At 70.5% G+C, this 17,494-nt stretch carries 12 protein-coding genes and 1 pseudogene; all 13 read left to right on the top strand.

From position 1 onward, the window contains the following. Positions 1-4 precede the first annotated feature (4 nt). Positions 5-1,507, top strand: a complete 1,503-nt coding sequence (locus AC2W7K_RS02410; RefSeq protein ID WP_211979167.1) for a carboxyl transferase domain-containing protein — start codon at positions 5-7, stop codon at positions 1,505-1,507. Between the two features lie 18 nt (positions 1,508-1,525). Next, entirely contained in the window at positions 1,526-2,290 is a 765-nt protein-coding gene (gene hisF, locus AC2W7K_RS02405; protein WP_198498869.1) for an imidazole glycerol phosphate synthase subunit HisF, read from the top strand. Further along, a complete protein-coding gene (gene hisI, locus AC2W7K_RS02400; protein ID WP_198498868.1) occupies positions 2,287-2,655 on the top strand; it encodes a phosphoribosyl-AMP cyclohydrolase in 369 nt (122 codons plus the stop codon). Before hisF ends, hisI begins: the two co-directional genes overlap by 4 nt. Continuing rightward, positions 2,636-4,174: an anthranilate synthase component I gene (gene trpE / locus AC2W7K_RS02395; protein ID WP_211979168.1), complete on the top strand. Its 1,539-nt coding sequence runs from the start codon at positions 2,636-2,638 to the stop codon at positions 4,172-4,174. The genes hisI and trpE overlap by 20 nt, the downstream gene beginning before the upstream one ends. Next, complete coding sequence (locus AC2W7K_RS02390) at positions 4,171-4,806, top strand: Trp biosynthesis-associated membrane protein (RefSeq protein WP_211979169.1); 636 nt, start codon at positions 4,171-4,173, stop codon at positions 4,804-4,806. Before trpE ends, AC2W7K_RS02390 begins: the two co-directional genes overlap by 4 nt. A 169-nt stretch (positions 4,807-4,975) precedes the next feature. Beyond that, the gene (locus AC2W7K_RS02385; RefSeq protein WP_198498865.1) at positions 4,976-5,245 is read left to right on the top strand and encodes an HGxxPAAW family protein; all 270 of its coding nucleotides are present in this window, start codon (positions 4,976-4,978) and stop codon (positions 5,243-5,245) included. Then, complete coding sequence (trpC, locus tag AC2W7K_RS02380; RefSeq protein WP_486005703.1) at positions 5,242-6,048, top strand: indole-3-glycerol phosphate synthase TrpC; 807 nt, start codon at positions 5,242-5,244, stop codon at positions 6,046-6,048. The genes AC2W7K_RS02385 and trpC overlap by 4 nt, the downstream gene beginning before the upstream one ends. A gap of 70 nt (positions 6,049-6,118) precedes the next feature. Then, positions 6,119-7,333 (top strand): tryptophan synthase subunit beta, encoded by a 1,215-nt coding sequence (gene trpB / locus AC2W7K_RS02375; protein WP_198498863.1) that lies wholly within the window; start codon positions 6,119-6,121, stop codon positions 7,331-7,333. Further along, positions 7,330-8,136, top strand: coding sequence for a tryptophan synthase subunit alpha (trpA, locus tag AC2W7K_RS02370; protein WP_211979171.1), 807 nt, complete (start codon positions 7,330-7,332; stop codon positions 8,134-8,136). The genes trpB and trpA overlap by 4 nt, the downstream gene beginning before the upstream one ends. Next, a complete protein-coding gene (gene lgt, locus AC2W7K_RS02365) occupies positions 8,133-9,293 on the top strand; it encodes a prolipoprotein diacylglyceryl transferase (RefSeq protein WP_211979172.1) in 1,161 nt (386 codons plus the stop codon). Before trpA ends, lgt begins: the two co-directional genes overlap by 4 nt. Positions 9,294-9,481: 188 nt before the next feature. Then, positions 9,482-14,179 carry a glutamate synthase large subunit gene (gene gltB, locus AC2W7K_RS02360; RefSeq protein ID WP_211979173.1) on the top strand — a complete coding sequence of 1,566 codons (4,698 nt, stop codon included), beginning with the start codon at positions 9,482-9,484 and terminating at the stop codon, positions 14,177-14,179. Beyond that, positions 14,172-15,613, top strand: a pseudogene (locus tag AC2W7K_RS02355) (glutamate synthase subunit beta). The gene gltB and the pseudogene AC2W7K_RS02355 overlap by 8 nt, the downstream one beginning before the upstream one ends. 116 nt (positions 15,614-15,729) lie before the next feature. Next, a complete protein-coding gene (pyk, locus tag AC2W7K_RS02350; RefSeq protein WP_198498858.1) occupies positions 15,730-17,268 on the top strand; it encodes a pyruvate kinase in 1,539 nt (512 codons plus the stop codon). The last annotated feature ends 226 nt before the right edge of the window (positions 17,269-17,494 follow it).

The following is a 17,494-nucleotide window of genomic DNA, read 5'->3' as shown; positions in this document are numbered from 1 at the left end:
GACGATGGCGAGGCTGAACGCGCACGAACTCGTCGACATCGTCGTCGATGAGGGGTCCTTCGTCTCCTGGGACGAGGCCCCCATCACCCCCGCCGGAGGCATCTCCGAGGACTATGCCGCCGAACTCGCCGCGGCCCGTGAGAAGTCCGGGGTCGACGAGGCGATCATCACCGGGGAGGGCACGATCGGCGGCCGCCGGGTCGCCGTCGTCGCCGGAGAGTTCCGGTTCCTCGCCGGATCGATCGGCGTCGCCGCCGCCCAGCGGCTCGTCGACGCGATCGAGCGGGCCACGCTCGAGGGCCTGCCGCTGCTCGCCGGTCCCGCCTCCGGGGGCACCCGGATGCAGGAGGGCACCGTCGCGTTCCTCTCGATGGTGAAGATCACCAACGCCGTCGTCGCCCACCGTCGGGCCGGTCTGCCCTACCTCGTCTACCTTCGGCATCCCACGACCGGCGGCGTGTTCGCCTCGTGGGGCTCGATGGGCCACGTCACCGTCGCCGAACCCGGATCCCTCATCGGCTTCCTCGGCCCCCGCGTCTTCGAAGCCCTCTACGGCGAGTCGTTCCCCGAGGGTGTGCAGACCGGGGAGAACCTCCACAAGCACGGGATCATCGACGCCGTCATCGGTCCCGAGCGGATCCAGACGACGGTCTCCCGGGTCCTCGACGTCCTCATGGGCGCCAAGGAGGTGCCTCCGCGCGTGCCCGACCCGGACACCCGCCCGGGCACGATCGACCCCGAGTCGGATGCGTGGGCGGCGATCACCCGGTCCCGCCGTCCCGAACGCCCGGGCGTCCGCGATCTCCTGCGCACCGCGGCGAACACGGTGCTCCCGCTCAACGGCACCGGGGAGGGGGAGAAGGATCCCGGGCTGCTGCTCGCGCTCGCGAAGTTCGGCTCCGCCCCGTGCATCGTCCTCGGCCAGGACCGCTTCCGGCAGGACTCGCGGGCACCGCTCGGTCCGGCCGCGCTGCGGGAGGCCCGCCGCGGCATGCGCCTGGCCAGAGAGCTCGACCTGCCGCTCGTCACCGTCATCGACACCCCCGGCGCCGCCCTGTCCCAATCCGCCGAGGAGGGCGGGATGGCCGGAGAGATCGCGCGCTCGCTCGCCGAGCTCGCGAACCTCGACGCCCCCACCGTCTCCCTCATCCTCGGGGAGGGCTCCGGCGGCGGGGCGCTCGCGCTCATCCCCGCCGACCGCGTGCTCAGCGCCGAGAACGGCTGGCTGTCGCCGCTGCCGCCCGAGGGCGCCTCGGCGATCGTCCACCGGACGACCGACTTCGCCCCGCAGATGGCGCAGAGCCAGGGCGTCCACGCTCCCCAGCTGCTCGCCACGGGAGTCGTCGACCGGATCATCGCCGAACATCCCGATGCCAGCGACGAACCCCTCGACTTCGTCGCCCGGGTCGGACAGACCCTCGAGTTCGAGCTCATCGAGCTCATGCGGGCGCAGTCAGAGCGCCGGCTGGCCCGCCGCATGGAGCGCTACCGCACGCTCGGGATCTAGAGAAGAGAGAAGAGAACCATGGTTGCCGTGAGAGTCATCCCGTGCCTCGACGTCGATGAGGGACGCGTCGTCAAGGGCGTGCGCTTCGCCGACCTCCGGGATGCCGGAGACCCGGTCGAACTCGCACGTGTCTACGGCGAGTCCGGGGCCGACGAGCTGACGTTCCTCGACGTCACCGCGAGCAGCGGCGACCGGGAGACCGTCCACGATGTCGTCCGGGCCAGCGCCGAGCAGGTGTTCATCCCGCTCACCGTCGGCGGGGGAGTGCGCAGCGTCGACGACGTCGACCGGCTCCTGCGCGACGGCGCGGACAAGATCTCCGTCAACACCTCGGCGGTGGTCGATCCGCAGCTCATCAGCGACATCTCCCGGCACTTCGGCAACCAGGTGCTCGTCCTCTCCCTCGACGCCCGGCGCACCCGGGAGACGACGACACCGTCGGGCTTCGAGGTCACCGTGCGCGGCGGACGTGAGGGCACGGGCCGCTGCGCGATCGACTGGATCCGCGAGGCCGCCGACCGCGGGGTGGGCGAGATCCTGCTCAACTCGATCGACGCCGACGGCACCCGTGAGGGCTTCGACCTCGAACTCATCGCCGCCGCCCGTCAGGCTGTGGGCGTCCCGCTCATCGCCTCCGGCGGCGCCGGGAAGGTCGAGCACTTCGCCCCCGCCGTGCGGGCCGGGGCCGATGCCCTGCTCGCCGCGAGCGTCTTCCACTTCGGGACGCTCACCATCGCCGAGGTCAAGGACGCACTGCGCGCAGAAGGGTTCGATGTCCGATGAGTCAGCAGCAGATCGATGCGACGCCGGAGAACTGGCGCGAGATCATCAGCTTCGGGCCCGGCGGGCTCATCCCCGTCGTCGTCCAGGAGGCGACGACGCGCGAGGTCCTCATGCTCGCGTGGATGGACCGCACCGCCGTCGAGAGGACACTGGCCGAACGCCGCGCCGTCTACTGGTCGCGGTCCCGGCAGGAGCACTGGGTCAAGGGGGAGACGTCGGGCCACACCCAGGCGCTGCGCTCGCTCGCCCTCGACTGCGACGCCGACGCCCTCCTCATGACCGTCGACCAGACGGGACCGGCCTGCCACACTCTGACCGCGACCTGCTTCACCGGAAGGACGATCAGTGACGACGCACGCGACTGAACCGCTGACCATCCGCCCGAGCCTCGCCGAGTTCCGCGCCGCCGGCGCCGACCACCGGCTCGTGCCCGTCCACACCGAGGTCCTCGCCGACACCGACACGCCCCTGAGCCTCTACCGGAAGCTCACCGACGGCGGTCCCGGGTCGTTCCTCTTCGAATCCGCCGAGGCCGGGGCCTGGGCGCGCTATTCGTTCATCGGCTCCGCCCCTGTGGCGACGCTCGTCACCACCCCCGAGGGCTTCACCTGGACGGGCACGCCGCCGGTCGGGGTGCCCGAGACCGGCAGCGTCCTCGACGCGGTCTCGGCGACGCTCGAGCTGCTCAAGATCGACACGAGCGATCTGCCGCCCATGGTCTCGAGCCTCGTCGGGTACTTCGGGTGGGACATCATCCGGGAGTTCGAGAAGCTCGGCACCGCCAATCCCGACGAGCATCGCCTGCCGACCGTGCAGCTGATGATCCCCGGCGACATCGCCGTCTACGACCACTATTCGGGCACGCTCACCCTCGTCGCCAACGTCGTCAACGTCAACGGGGCCGACACCGGCATCGACGAGGCGTACGCGGCCGGAGTGGCGCGGATCGAGACGATGCTCGCCCGGCTCTCCCGTCCTGCTCCCGCCGAGGCGGTCGTCCCGGTGGCCACGACACCGCAGGTGCGCACCCGCACACCGCGGGCGGACTACCTGTCCGGAGTCGAGCGCGCGAAGCAGGACATCGTCGACGGGGAGATCTTCCAGGTCGTCCTCGGCCAGCGCTTCGACACCGACTGCGACGCCGACCCGCTCATGGTCTACCGCATGCTCCGGCACTCGAACCCTTCGCCGTTCATGTACCTGCTGGGCCTCCACGACGCAGACGGGCAGCCGGTGAGCATCATCGGCTCCTCGCCCGAGGCCCTCGTCACGGTCCGCTCCGGCACCGTCGTCACCCACCCCATCGCCGGGTCCCGTCCCCGCGGGGCGACCCCGGAGGACGACGACCGGCTCGCGAGGGAGCTGCTCCGCGATGAGAAGGAGCGCGCCGAGCATCTCATGCTCGTCGACCTCGCCCGCAACGACCTCGCGAAGGTCTGCACCGCGGGCACGGTCGATGTCAGCACCTTCATGGACATCGAGCGCTTCAGCCACATCATGCACATCTCCTCGACCGTGCGCGGCGAGGTCGCCGACGGCCACGACGGCATCGACGTGCTGCGGGCGACCTTTCCCGCCGGCACCCTCTCCGGGGCCCCGAAGCCGCGTGCCCTGCAGATCATCGACGAGCTCGAGGTCGTCGGGCGCGGACTCTACGGGGGAGTCGTCGGCTACCTCTCCTTCACCGGTGACCTCGATCTCGCGATCGCCATCCGCACCGGGGTGCTCGCCCGCGGGGTGATGAGCGTCTTCGCCGGCGGCGGGATCGTCGCCGACTCCCAGCCGGAGACGGAGTATCGTGAGTCCGAGAACAAGGCGGCCGCGGTGCTCGCAGCCGCCGCAGCAGCCGGTCGGGTCCAGCGCCTGACGGAAGGAGCACGATGACCAAATCCCGCGGAGTCCTCCTCGTCCTCGTCGTCGCCGCCGGCATGTGGGCGATCACCCTGGCCACGTGGCAGGCGGGGGCGAGCAGCGAGACTCTCGGTCCCGCGGGAGTCGCGATGCCCGGCCAGGCCGAGACGACGCAGGCCTCGCCCGTGGCCACCGCGTGCGTGGCGATCATCGCTGTGTGCGGGCTGCTCTCGGCGATGTTCGGCCGCATCGGCCGCTTCGTCATCTTCGGTCTCGCGGAGCTCGCGGCACTCGGCTACGGGGTCAGCGCGATCACCGCGATCGGTGCCCCGGGGGCGACCTCATGGCCGATCGTCGCGCTGCTCGCCGCCGTCGTCGGCGTCATCGTCATCGGCTGGGTCGCCTACGCCTCGCGGACCTGGACGGGGTCGAATCGGTACGCCCGCAGCGCCGAAGGCGCCGGCGGCGAATTCGACTCGGCCGCGACGTGGGATGCGCTCTCCCGCGGCGACGAAGTGGAGACCGGACGCGAGGAGGCCGGCGCCGAGGCGGCGGCGGAATCCGCGGACGCGCAGTCCGCGGATGCACAGCCCTCAGACGCGCAGGCGGCGGAGGACGAGTCCCCGCGCAACGACGACGGTCCGACAAGCAGCCGGAGTTCCTGAGTGCGCGTGTGGCGTCTGCCACGTCTCGCCTCTCGCGTCGATGCGGAATCAGCATTCCGGACATGACGATCCTGCCCCGACCCTGTCCTGCAGGTCGCGTCGATGCGAACTCACCACCTCGGACATGACACAATAGACCCATCACGTGCACGTCAGCATAAGGAGCACCATGTCGCAATCAGTCGCCCGCTCGGGTGCCGCCGATCTCGATAAGTCCACGATCGACTACGCTGCGATCGCCGATCCCGGTCACGGCAACTCCGTCGCCGGGTGGACCGGCGTCATCATCATGCTCATCGGACTCTCGATCGGCTGCGTGGGCTTCACGATCCATGCCCCGATGATCACCTACATCGGCGGCGGCGTCACCGTTCTCGGCCTCATCGTCGGCATCATCCTGCGCGCCGTCGGACTGGGAAACAAGCCGAAGCGCACATGACCGTCCTCGACGACATCGTCACCGGGGTGACCGAGGACCTCGCCGCCCGTCGGCGCGAGGTCCCGCTGACGGCCGTCCGCGACGCGACAGCGGCCGCACCGGCCGTCCGCCCCTTCGACCTCAGCGCCGACTTCGGGGTCATCGCCGAGGTCAAGCGCCGCTCGCCCTCCCGCGGAGATCTCGCGACGATCCCCGATCCGGGGACACTCGCCGGCCTCTACGCCGCCGGCGGCGCCCGGGCGATCAGCGTGCTCACCGAGGGCCGGCGCTTCTCCGGCAGCCTCGCCGACCTCGACGCGGTTCGCGCGGCCGTCGACCTGCCCGTCCTCCGCAAGGACTTCATGGTCGACGAGTACCAGTTCCACGAGGCCCGCGCCCACGGCGCCGACCTCGTCCTCCTCATCGTCGCCGCGCTCAGCCCCGCCCAGCTGCGGGAGTTCCACGACCTCGCCGCCTCCCTCGGGATGACCGCGCTCGTCGAGACCCACAGCGAAGCCGAACTCGCCACCGCGATCGACATCGGCGCCCGCCTCATCGGCGTCAACACCCGCAACCTCAAGGACCTCAGCGTCGACACGGGACGATTCGCACCGCTGGCGGCCCTCGCCCCGGCCGAGGCCACGCTCGTCGCCGAGTCGGGGGTCGCCTCGGTAACCGACATCGAGGACTACGCGCGCGACGGCGCCGACGTCGCCCTCGTCGGCGAAGCCCTCGTCCGCGACGGCGATCCCGCCGCGGCCGTCGCGCCTTCACCGCCGCCGGTCGCCGCCCGGACACCCCGGACGCCCCACCCCAGCCGCTGACCCGCACGGCGCCCGAGACGGCCCCGGCCGCCTCGGTGCCGGACGCACCACGACCCGCAAAGGACGCACCATGACCGAGACCAGCCAGGAGACCGGACCGTATTTCGGTGCGTTCGGCGGCAGGTTCATTCCCGAAGCCCTCATCCCGGCCCTCGATGAGATCGAGGAGACCTGGCGCAAGTCCCAGGTCGATCCGGAGTTCGGGGCCGAGCTGCACGAGCTGCAGGTGTCCTACATCGGGCGCCCGAGCCTGCTCACCGAGGCCAAGCGGTTCTCCGCCCACTGCGGCGGGGCCCGCGTGTTCCTCAAACGGGAGGATCTCAACCACACGGGCAGCCACAAGATCAACAACGCCCTCGGTCAGGCTCTGCTCGCCAAGCGGATGGGCAAGACCCGGCTCATCGCCGAGACCGGCGCCGGCCAGCACGGGGTCGCCACGGCGACCGCCGCGGCCCTCCTCGACATGGAGTGCGAGGTCTACATGGGCGAGGAGGACACGCAGCGCCAGGCGCTCAACGTCGCCCGGATGCGGCTGCTCGGGGCGAAGGTCAACGCCGTGACGAACGGCACCCGCACCCTCAAGGACGCGATGAACGAGGCGATGCGCGACTGGGTCGCCAACGTCGGCAGCACGCACTACGTCATCGGCACCGTCGCCGGTCCCCACCCGTTCCCCGCGATGGTCCGCGCGTTCCAGCGCGTCATCGGCGACGAAGCCCGCGACCAGCTGCGCGAGGCCACCGGCGGCCTGCCCGACGCCGTGCTCGCCTGTGTCGGCGGCGGATCGAACGCGATGGGCATCTTCGCGGCGTTCCTCGACGACCCCGAGGTCCGCATCTACGGCTTCGAGGCCGGGGGAGAGGGCATCGACTCCGGACGGCACGCCGCCCGCTTCTCCGGGGGTCGCCCCGGCGTCCTCCACGGGTCGGCGACCTACATCCTCCAGGACGAGGACGGCCAGACACGGCCCTCGCACTCGGTCTCGGCAGGTCTCGACTACCCGTCGGTGGGACCCGAGCACTCGTACCTCCACGATGCCGGCCGCGTCACCTACGAACCCGTCGTCGACGACGAGGCGATGGAGGCCCTGCAGCTGCTCGCCCGCACCGAGGGCATCATCCCCGCGATCGAATCCGCCCATGCGCTGGCCGGGGCGATGCGGGTCGGCCGACAGCTCGGCCCCGACGCGGTCCTCCTCGTCAACCTCTCGGGCCGCGGCGACAAGGACATGACCACGGCCGCCACGTGGTTCGACTACTTCGACGAAGGAGCCGTGCAGGTATGACAGGCACGACAGAGACGCAGGCAGGTCCCCGCACCGGGGCGACGCTCGACGCGATCGCGGACTCCGGACGCAGCGCCGCCCTCATCGGCTACCTGCCCGTCGGGTTCCCCACCGTCGCAGGGTCGATCGAGGCGATGACCGCCCTCGTCGACTCCGGCGTCGACATCGTCGAGGTCGGCCTCCCGTACTCCGACCCGGGCATGGACGGGCCGGTCATCCAGCGCGCCGCCGAGCAGGCCCTGGCCGGCGGGGTGCGCACGAAGGACGTCTTCGCGGCCGTCAGCGCCGTCGCCGAGGCGGGCGGGACGCCGGTGGTCATGAGCTACTGGAACCTCGTCCTCCAGTACGGCGTCGACGCGTTCGCCCGCGACCTCGACGCCGCCGGCGGGGCCGGGATCATCACCCCCGACCTCATCCCCGACGAAGCCGCCGACTGGCTGGCCGCCTCCGACGAGTACGACCTCGACCGCATCTTCCTCGCCGCTCCGTCCTCGACCCCCGAGCGCATCAGCCGCATCGTCTCCGCCAGCCGCGGCTTCGTCTACGCGGCCTCGACGATGGGGGTGACCGGGGTGCGCACGTCCGTCGACGACCATGCCCGCGACCTCGTCTCCCGCCTCCGCGAGGCAGGCGCCCCGCACGCGTGCGTCGGCCTCGGCGTCTCGACCCGGGACCAGGCCGCCGAGGTCGCCGCCTACGCCGACGGCGTCATCGTCGGCTCCGCTCTCGTCCGCAGCCTCGACGACGGCGGCGTGGCCGCCCTGTCCGATCTCGCCGCGCAACTCAGGGAAGGCTGTGCATGAGCCCCGTCGACATCACCGCTGCGATTCCGTCTCCCACGTGGAGCGGATTCTCCATCGGGCCGCTGACGATCCACGCGTACGCGCTGTGCATCCTCGCCGGCATCCTGCTCGCCCTGTGGCTGACCTCGCGGCGCTGGCGGGCGATGGGCGGACACGAGGACGACCTGTGGAACATCGCGATCATCGCCGTGCCCGCGGGCATCATCGGCGGACGCCTCTACCACGTCTTCTCCACCCCTGACCCGTACTTCGGGCCCAACGGCAACCCGCTCGATGCGTTCAAGATCTGGAACGGCGGCCTCGGCATCTGGGGCGCCGTGGCGCTCGGCATGCTCGCGGCGTGGCTCGTCGCCCGCTATCAGGGGATCCGGATCCTCCCGTTCCTCGACGCCGCCGCCCCCGGGCTCATCCTCGCCCAGGCCGTCGGCCGGTGGGGCAACTGGTTCAACCAGGAGCTCTTCGGCGCCCCGACGACCCTGCCGTGGGGTCTGCGCATCGACAAGTTCATCGACGGGCAGCTCAACCCGAACTGGCCGGATCCCGCGCTGCCGGCCGACACGCTCTTCCAGCCGACGTTCCTCTACGAATCCCTGTGGAACCTCGCCGGCTGCCTCATCCTCATCGTCGCCGCGCGGAAATTCCGCCTCGGCCACGGCCAGGTCTTCGCGCTCTACATCTGCTACTACACGCTCGGACGCGTGTGGATCGAGGCGCTGCGCATCGACGACGCCGAACTCGTCCTCGGCCTGCGGCTCAACATCTGGACATCGATCCTCGTCTTCGCCGTCGGACTCATCTGGTTCCTCGTCTCCCGCTCACGCCACAAGGAGCCCGAGTCGACGATCTACGTGCCCGGCGCCCGCGCCCTGGCCAAGCACGGCCGACACGAGGACGACGGGGCCGACCACGACGGCACGCCCGGCGGCGGAGGCGCCGCGTCGACCCGCTCAGCCGCGCAAGGCCAGGCTCCCGCGCAGGACACCGCGACCGCCGATGACACGGCGGCCGACCGGGCCGGTGCGCGGCGGAAGCCGCGGGGCAGGGACGACGAGAAGCCCGGGTTCGGGTTCTTCGGAGCGGTCACCTCGGCGATCTCGATCATCCCCGATGTGCGGTCGCGGAACCGCGGAGGAGAGGACGAAAAGTCCGGCAATTGAGACGTTGAGGTTCACCTTTCGGTCCTTTCTCGTTTTCACGTTGAGCCCTCACGGGGTGTAAGTTGGTAATCCGACCGTGAGAACCACGTCACACCTGTGCCCGCAGGACGATCTCCCCAGGGCATGCCGAAGCCAGTTCGAGACAGCGTCGTCTGCTGGAGAATGACTAGACCCCGTGAAGGCAGCCGATGTCCCGTGAAACCTCATCGACCCCACAACTCCCGCCGCAGCGCACCGGACTCTACGACCCCGCGCTCGAACACGATGCGTGCGGTCTCGCTCTCATCGTCCGCTACCGCGGCGCCGCCGACCACGAGGTCGTCGAACAGGCGCTGAGGGCGTTGCGCAAGCTCGAGCACCGCGGCGGCATCGGCTCCGACGAGGGCACCGGCGACGGCGCCGGCCTCACCCTGCAGATCCCGCACGACTACTTCGCCGAGGTGGTCCGTGAAGAGCAGGACATCGACCTGCCCGCGCCCGGCGAGTACGCCGTGGGCATCGGATTCTTCTCCCAGGACTACCGCACCGACCTCACCGGCCTGACCTCGACCGAGTCGCCGATCCCCGCCGGGGAGTTCCCGACCGCCGGGGAGGAGCCGCTCGCCGACGAGGAGGCGCTCGTCCGCCGGATCGCCGCCGAAGAGGGCCTGAGCGTCCTCGCCATCCGCGACGTCCCCCGCGACGAGAGCGTGCTCGGGGAGATCGCGCGCTCGACGCAGCCGCACATGCGCCACGTCTTCTTCGGGTTCGACGCCCGCTACCCGGCCCGGGACGCCGACGACCTGCGCCGCCGGTCCTACATCGTGCGCAAGCGCCTCGACCGGGAGGGCATCTACTTCCCGTCGCTGTCGCCGGCGACGATCACGTACAAGGGCATGCTCGCGACCGGCCAGCTCGCCCCGTACTACACGGAGCTCAACGACGACCGGGTGACCTCGCGCATCGCGCTCGTCCACTCGCGGTTCTCGACGAACACGTTCCCGTCGTGGCAGCTCGCCCAGCCGTTCGGCACGATCGCCCACAACGGGGAGATCAACACCGTGCGCGGCAACCGCAACTGGATGCGGGCCCGGGAGGCGCACCTCGCCTCCGACCTGCTGGCCTCCCCGGTGCCCGAGACCGACTCGAGCCTCGAGCGCCTCTTCCCGATCGTGCCCCCGGGCGCCTCGGACTCCGCGTCCTTCAACGCCGTCCTCGAGCTCATGGTCGCCTCGGGGCGGTCCCTGCCGCAGGCGATGCTCATGATGATCCCCGAGGCCTGGGAGAACAACCCGGGCATGGGGGAGTCGCGCAAGGCCTTCTACGAGTACCACTCGCTGCTCATGGAGCCGTGGGACGGTCCCGCGTGCGTCGGCTTCACCGACGGCAAGCTCGCCGGTGCCGTGCTCGACCGCAACGGTCTGCGACCGGCCCGCTACGTCATGACCTCCGACACCGTCGTCCTCGCCAGTGAGATCGGCGTCGTCGACCTGCCCGAGGCCGACATCGTCGGCCGCGGCCGGCTCACCCCCGGCCGCATGTTCCTCGTCGACACGGAGTCCGAGCGGATCATCTCCGACACGGAGATCAAGAACCAGCTCGCCACCCAGCACCCCTACGCCGAGTGGGTCGCCGACTCCTCGAAGCGCCTCGAGGACCTGCCCACCCGCGTCCACGTCCTCCACCCGCAGGCCTCGGTGCGCCGGCGCCAGCGGACCTTCGGCTACACCGAGGAGGAGCTGCGGCTGCTGATCACCCCGATGGCCGAGACCGGGGCCGAACCGCTCGGGGCGATGGGCACCGACACCGCGATCGCGGGCCTCTCGACGCGCCCGCGGCTGCTCTTCGACTACTTCCACCAGAACTTCGCGCAGGTGACGAACCCGCCGCTCGACTCCATCCGCGAGCACATCGTCACGAGCATGGCCGCGGGACTCGGTCGGGAGGGCAACCTCCTCGAGCACAGCCGCCCCGACTCCGCGCACATCATGCTCTCGCGCCCGGTCATCGACAACGACGAGCTCGCGGCGATCGGCCACGTCAAGGGCCACCACCTCGGCGTCGACAATCCGCGTCCCACCGTCACGCTCTCGGGTCTCTACTCGGTCAACGCCGGACCCGACGCGATGGAGGCGCGGATCGAGGCACTGTGCGCCGAGGCGAGCGCCGCCGTCGACGCCGGCGCGGTGTTCATCATCCTCTCCGACCGCGACTCCACGGCCGACCTCGCGCCGATCCCGTCGCTGCTGCTCACCTCGGCGCTCCATCACCACCTCGTGCGGGAGAGGTCCCGGACGCGGGTGAGCATCGTCGTCGAGGCCGGGGACGTCCGCGAGGTCCACCATGCCGCGACGCTCGTGTCCTTCGGCGCCTCGGCGGTCAACCCCTACCTGCTCATGGAGACCGCCGAAGCCCTCGTCCGCTCCGACCGGGTGACCGGGGTGAGCGAATCCGCGGCCGTGGCCAACGTCCTCGGCGCGCTCAACAAGGGCCTGCTCAAGATCATGTCGAAGATGGGCATCTCGACCGTGCAGTCCTACCACGGGGCGCAGACGTTCGAGGCCGTCGGTCTCTCCGATGACCTCATCGACCGGCACTTCACGTCGACACCGCACCAGCTCGGCGGCAAGGGGATGCGCGAGATCGCCGCGGAGAACACCGCGCGCCACGCCGATGCCCACCGCGACGACCATCCGCGCCCCTCTCATCGGCCCCTCAAGGTCGGCGGGGAGTACCAGTGGCGCCGGGAGGGGCCGGGCCACCTGTTCAACCCGGAGACGATCTTCAAGCTCCAGCACTCGACGGCGTCGAAGCGCTACGACATCTTCCAGGAGTACACGCGCGCCGTCGACGACCAGTCGCGTGAGCTGATGACCCTGCGCGGCCTCCTCGACCTCGTGCCCGGGGCCGAGGGCCCCATCGACATCGCCGAGGTCGAACCCGCCGAGGCGATCATGAAGCGCTTCTCCACCGGCGCGATGAGCTACGGGTCGATCTCGAAGGAGGCCCACGAGACGCTCGCGATCGCGATGAACCGGATCGGCGGGAAGTCGAACACGGGGGAGGGCGGCGAGGACGTCGACCGGCTCCTCGACCCCGAGCGCCGGTCGGCGATCAAGCAGATCGCCTCGGGCCGCTTCGGGGTGACCAGCCACTACCTCACCGAGGCCGACGACCTGCAGATCAAGATGGCGCAGGGCGCCAAGCCCGGGGAGGGCGGTCAGCTGCCCGGGGAGAAGGTCTACCCGTGGATCGCGAAGACCCGGCATGCGACCCCCGGCGTCGGGCTCATCTCCCCGCCGCCGCACCACGACATCTACTCGATCGAGGACCTCGCGCAGCTCATCTACGACCTCGGCCGGGCCAATGCCCGGGCCCGGGTCCACGTCAAGCTCGTCTCCGCGGTCGGGGTCGGCACGGTCGCGGCGGGAGTCGCGAAGGCCGGAGCCGACGTCGTCCTCATCTCCGGTCACGACGGTGGCACGGGCGCGAGCCCGCTCAACTCGCTCAAGCACGCGGGCACCCCGTGGGAGCTCGGACTCGCCGAGGCGCAGCAGACGCTCATCCTCAACGGCCTGCGGGAGAAGGTGAGCGTCCAGGTCGACGGTCAGCTCAAGACCGGCCGCGACGTCATCATCGCCGCCCTCCTCGGGGCCGAGGAGTTCGGGTTCGCGACGACCGCGCTCGTCGTCTCCGGCTGCATCATGATGCGCGTGTGCCACAAGGACACGTGCCCGGTGGGCGTGGCCACGCAGAACCCGCTGCTGCGCTCGCGCTACACGGGCCAGGCCGACCATGTCGTCAACTTCTTCACGTTCATCGCCGAGGAGGTCCGCGGGTACCTCGCGCAGCTGGGCTTCCGCACCCTCGACGAGGCGATCGGCGCCGTCGAGCGCCTGCGCGTCGACGAGGACCGGGCCCGGGAGTCCGGTCTCGACCTCGACCTCTCGACGATCCTCACGGTCCCGGGCAACCTCTCCGGGGACACCTCGGTGGCCCGCAAATGCGCCGGTCAGGTGTTCCGCGACTTCCACGGGGAGCTCGACCCGCAGCTGCTCGACCAGGTTCGGGAGGCGATCGAGACGAAGTCGCCGGTGACGATCTCCTCGACGGTCGTCAACACCGACCGCAGCGTCGGCACCCTGCTCGGCCATCACGTCACCCGGGCCTACGCCGACCGCGGCCTGCCCGAGGACACGATCCGCCTCGAACTCCACGGCACCGCCGGGCAGTCGCTCGGCGCGTACCTGCCGGTCGGGGTGAGCATCGACCTCACCGGCGACGCCAACGACTACGTCGGCAAGGGACTGTCCGGGGGCACCGTGGCCGTCCACCCGGCCCCGGAGAACCCGACCCGCCCCGAGCACAACGTCATCGCCGGCAACGTCATCGGCTACGGCGCGACCAGCGGCAAGCTCTTCATCTCCGGTCAGGTGGGGGAGCGCTTCATGGTGCGCAACTCCGGCGCCGAGGCGGTCGTCGAGGGCATCGGCGACCACGGCCTGGAGTACATGACCGGTGGGGTCGCCGTCATCCTCGGCGGCACGGGACGCAACTTCGCGGCCGGCATGTCCGGCGGCACCGCCTACGTCCTCGACTTCAACCCGGCCCGGCTCAACCCGGACGAGCGCGCCGCCGGCGTCTTCCGCTTCACCGGGGTCGGCGTCGATGACATGGAGGTCCTCGAGCGGCTGCTCGGCGAGCACGTCGAATGGACGGACTCGCCGCTGGCCGCCCAGCTGCTCGACGGCCTGCGCCGCGGCGAGGACGTCCTCTCCCGCTTCACGAAGATCATTCCCGTCGCCTACCAGGCGGTGCGAGACATCCAGTCCGAGATGGCCGCCGAGGGCACGCCAGCGGACTCGGACGCCGCCTGGCGCAAGATTCTGGAGGTCACCAATGGCTGATCCGCACGGATTCCTCACCGTCACCGAACGCGAGCTGCCGCAGCGCCGCCCGGTTCCCATCCGCCTGCTCGACTACCGCGAGGTCTACGAGGCCGGCGACCCCGAGCAGCTGCGGCGCCAGGCGTCGCGCTGCATGGACTGCGGCGTTCCGTTCTGCCACCAGGGCTGCCCGCTCGGCAACCTCATCCCGGAGTTCAACGATGCGATGTACCGCGGCGAGCTGCCGCGGGCCGTCGACCTCCTCCACGCGACGAACAACTTCCCGGAATTCACCGGTCGGGCGTGCCCGGCGCCCTGTGAGAACGCGTGCGTGCTCAGCATCAACCAGCCGGCCGTGACGATCAAGCAGGTCGAGGTGACGATCGTCGACGAGGGCTTCGCCGCCGGTCTCATCCAGCCGCAGATCCCCGACCGCATCACCGGGCACACCGTCGCCGTCGTCGGGTCGGGTCCGGCCGGACTCGCCGCGGCCCAGCAGCTCACCCGCGCCGGGCACACCGTTGTCGTCTACGAACGCGACGACCGCCTCGGCGGGCTGCTGCGCTACGGCATCCCCGACTTCAAGCTCGAGAAGCACCACATCGATCGGCGTCTCCACCAGATGCGGGCCGAGGGCACGCGCTTCGAGACCGACGTCGAGATCGGCGTCGACATCACCCTCGAGCAGCTCCAGTCGCGCTTCGACGCCGTCATCGTCTGCACCGGGGCGACCGTGCCCCGGGACATGCCGGTGGCCGGGCGCGAGCTCGACGGCGTCGAATTCGCGATGGACTTCCTCGTCCCGAGCAACAAGGCTCAGGCCGGCGGGATCCCACGCCGATCAGCGCCAAGGGCAAGAACGTCATCATCATCGGCGGCGGCGACACGGGCGCCGACTGCCTCGGCACAGCGCTGCGCCAGGAGGCCGCCTCGGTGACGACGCTCGCGATCGGCGCGAAGCCCCCGGCCTCGCGCAGCGAACGCGACCCGTGGCCGACGGTGCCGCGGATCTTCGAGGTCCAGACCTCCCACGAGGAGGGCGGCACCCGGCAGTACCTGGCGTCGACGACGGGCTTCGCCGGCAACGGCGAAGGCGAGGTCGCCGGCATCGAGGTCTCCGAGACGCAGTTCGTCGACGGGAAGCGGATCCCGACCCCGGGCACCGAGCACGTCCTCGACGCGGACCTCGTCCTGCTCGCGCTCGGGTTCTCCGGACCGGAGTCCGAGGCGCTCGGCCTCGACGTCGCCGACACCGGAGCGTTCGTCCGCGACGACAGCTACGCGTCGTCACAGCCGGGCGTCTACGTCGCCGGTGACGCCGGCCGCGGGCAGTCGCTCATCGTCTGGGCGATCGCCGAGGGACGGGCGGTCGCCGCCGAGGTCGACACGTACCTCACGGGGTCGACGCGGCTTCCGGCACCGGTCCGGCCGCGCGACACCGGATTCACAGTGTAAAATGATCTGTGTCACTATTTGAGAATACGCACAAGGGCGTGCATCGGCTCTCCGGCAGGGATCTCCTGCCGGAGAAGGGTCGATGTGACTCCTGAGGTGCAGGTAGGGTGGAGTGCATGAGGCGAGCAAAGATAGTCGCAACACTGGGTCCGAATCAGAATTCCTACGAAGACATCCGCACACTCGTCGATGAGGGCGTCGACGTCGCCCGATTCAATCTCAGCCACGGGCTGCGGGAAGAGCATGAGGAGAAGTTCGCCTGGGTCCGCCAGGCCGCTCTCGACACCGGCCGCGCCGTCGCCGTCCTCCTCGACCTCCAGGGTCCGAAGATCCGAGTCGGCACCTTCGCCAACGGCAAGGAGTACCTCGAGGACGGGGCGACCTTCACGATTACGAGCCGCGACGTGCCCGGCACCGCGGAGATCGTGAGCACGACGCTCAAGACGCTGCCGAACGACGTGTCCGTCGGCGACCCGCTGCTCATCGACGACGGCCGCCTGCGCCTGCGGGCCACCGAGGTTACCGAGACCGACGTCGTCACCGAGGTCGAGATCGGCGGTCCGATCTCCAACCACAAGGGCATCAACCTGCCCGGTGTGCCCGTGTCCGTGCCGGCGCTGTCGGAGAAGGACATCGACGACCTCAAATGGGGTCTGGGCCTCGGGTTCGACTGGGTTGCCCTCTCCTTCGTCCGCAGCCCCGCCGACATCGACGACGTCCACGCCGTGATGGACGAGGTCGGCGTGCGCGCCCCCGTCATCGCCAAGCTCGAGAAGCCGCAGGCCGTCGAGGAGCTCGACGCCGTCATCGACGCCTTCGACGGGATCATGGTCGCCCGCGGCGACCTCGGCGTCGAACTGCCGCTCGAACAGGTGCCGATCGTGCAGAAGCGCGCCGTGGAGATCGCGCGCCAGCAGGCCAAGCCCGTCATCGTCGCCACGCAGATGCTTGAGACGATGATCGAGGCCTCACGGCCCACCCGCGCCGAGGCGAGCGACTGCGCGAACGCGGTCCTCGACGGCGCCGATGCGCTCATGCTCTCGGGGGAGACCTCGGTCGGTGCCCACTGGGTCGAGGCGATCCGCACGATGAGCCGGATCATCTCCTCGACGGAGGAGCACGGGCTCGATCGGATCCGTCCGCTCGGCACCGTCCCGCACACGAAGGGCGGCGCCGTCACGGCCGCCGCCGTGCAGATCGCTCAGCAGCTCGACATCGATCTGCTCTGCACGTTCTCGCAGACCGGTGACTCCGTGCGCCGGATGTCGCGGCTGCGTCCGCGGTGGCCGATCCTCGGCTTCACCCCCGATCCGCAGGTCCGTCACCAGCTCGCGCTGACGTGGGGCGTGCGGCCCTACCTCGTCAAGACCGTCCGCCACACCGACCAGATGGCCCGGCAGGTCGACGCGGTGCTGCTCGCCGACGGCACCGCCCGCGAAGGCGACCAGTCGATCCTCGTCGCCGGATCGCCTCCCGGCATCCCCGGGTCGACGAACGCCCTGCGCATCCACACGATGGGCGATGCCGCGAAGGGCGTGGCCGCGGCGTACCAGGACTCGAGCGACAGCGACGAGGATCCCCTCGCCGGGTACGGCGTCGTGTCCGAGGCGCCGATCACCCGCGACATCCCGATCGTGCAGTCCGCGGAGGGCTGAGCGTCTGGACTGAGCGCGTGAACTGAGCGCTCGCGCTGTGCGCGTGAGGCTCGTGTCCGGCAGCAGTGAGGGCCCGACCGGAGAACCTCTCCGGTCGGGCCCTTCTGTGTGCCGTCGTCCGGGACGGCCGGCCACTGCTCTTCTGGTCGACCACCTCGGCGGGGATCCAGTCGTACGGGATGGTTGGCCGCCTCGGCGAAGTTGCGATCCATGTCACTCCGGTTTG

The organism is Brevibacterium sp. LAARM2_SD2 (genome assembly GCF_057364785.1).
The sequence above is the reverse complement of the archived record's forward strand: the minus strand, read 5'-3'. Positions and strand labels throughout refer to the sequence as shown.

What these genes read in the sequence shown, in the direction of transcription:
- AC2W7K_RS02410 (WP_211979167.1), top strand. Translation starts at nt 5, where the DNA reads ATGGCGAGGCTGAACGCGCACGAACTCGTCGACATCGTCGTCGATGAG.
- hisF (WP_198498869.1), top strand. Translation starts at nt 1,526, where the DNA reads ATGGTTGCCGTGAGAGTCATCCCGTGCCTCGACGTCGATGAGGGACGC.
- hisI (WP_198498868.1), top strand. Translation starts at nt 2,287, where the DNA reads ATGAGTCAGCAGCAGATCGATGCGACGCCGGAGAACTGGCGCGAGATC.
- AC2W7K_RS02390 (WP_211979169.1), top strand. Translation starts at nt 4,171, where the DNA reads ATGACCAAATCCCGCGGAGTCCTCCTCGTCCTCGTCGTCGCCGCCGGC.
- AC2W7K_RS02385 (WP_198498865.1), top strand. Translation starts at nt 4,976, where the DNA reads ATGTCGCAATCAGTCGCCCGCTCGGGTGCCGCCGATCTCGATAAGTCC.
- trpC (WP_486005703.1), top strand. Translation starts at nt 5,242, where the DNA reads ATGACCGTCCTCGACGACATCGTCACCGGGGTGACCGAGGACCTCGCC.
- trpB (WP_198498863.1), top strand. Translation starts at nt 6,119, where the DNA reads ATGACCGAGACCAGCCAGGAGACCGGACCGTATTTCGGTGCGTTCGGC.
- trpA (WP_211979171.1), top strand. Translation starts at nt 7,330, where the DNA reads ATGACAGGCACGACAGAGACGCAGGCAGGTCCCCGCACCGGGGCGACG.
- lgt (WP_211979172.1), top strand. Translation starts at nt 8,133, where the DNA reads ATGAGCCCCGTCGACATCACCGCTGCGATTCCGTCTCCCACGTGGAGC.
- gltB (WP_211979173.1), top strand. Translation starts at nt 9,482, where the DNA reads ATGTCCCGTGAAACCTCATCGACCCCACAACTCCCGCCGCAGCGCACC.
- pyk (WP_198498858.1), top strand. Translation starts at nt 15,730, where the DNA reads ATGAGGCGAGCAAAGATAGTCGCAACACTGGGTCCGAATCAGAATTCC.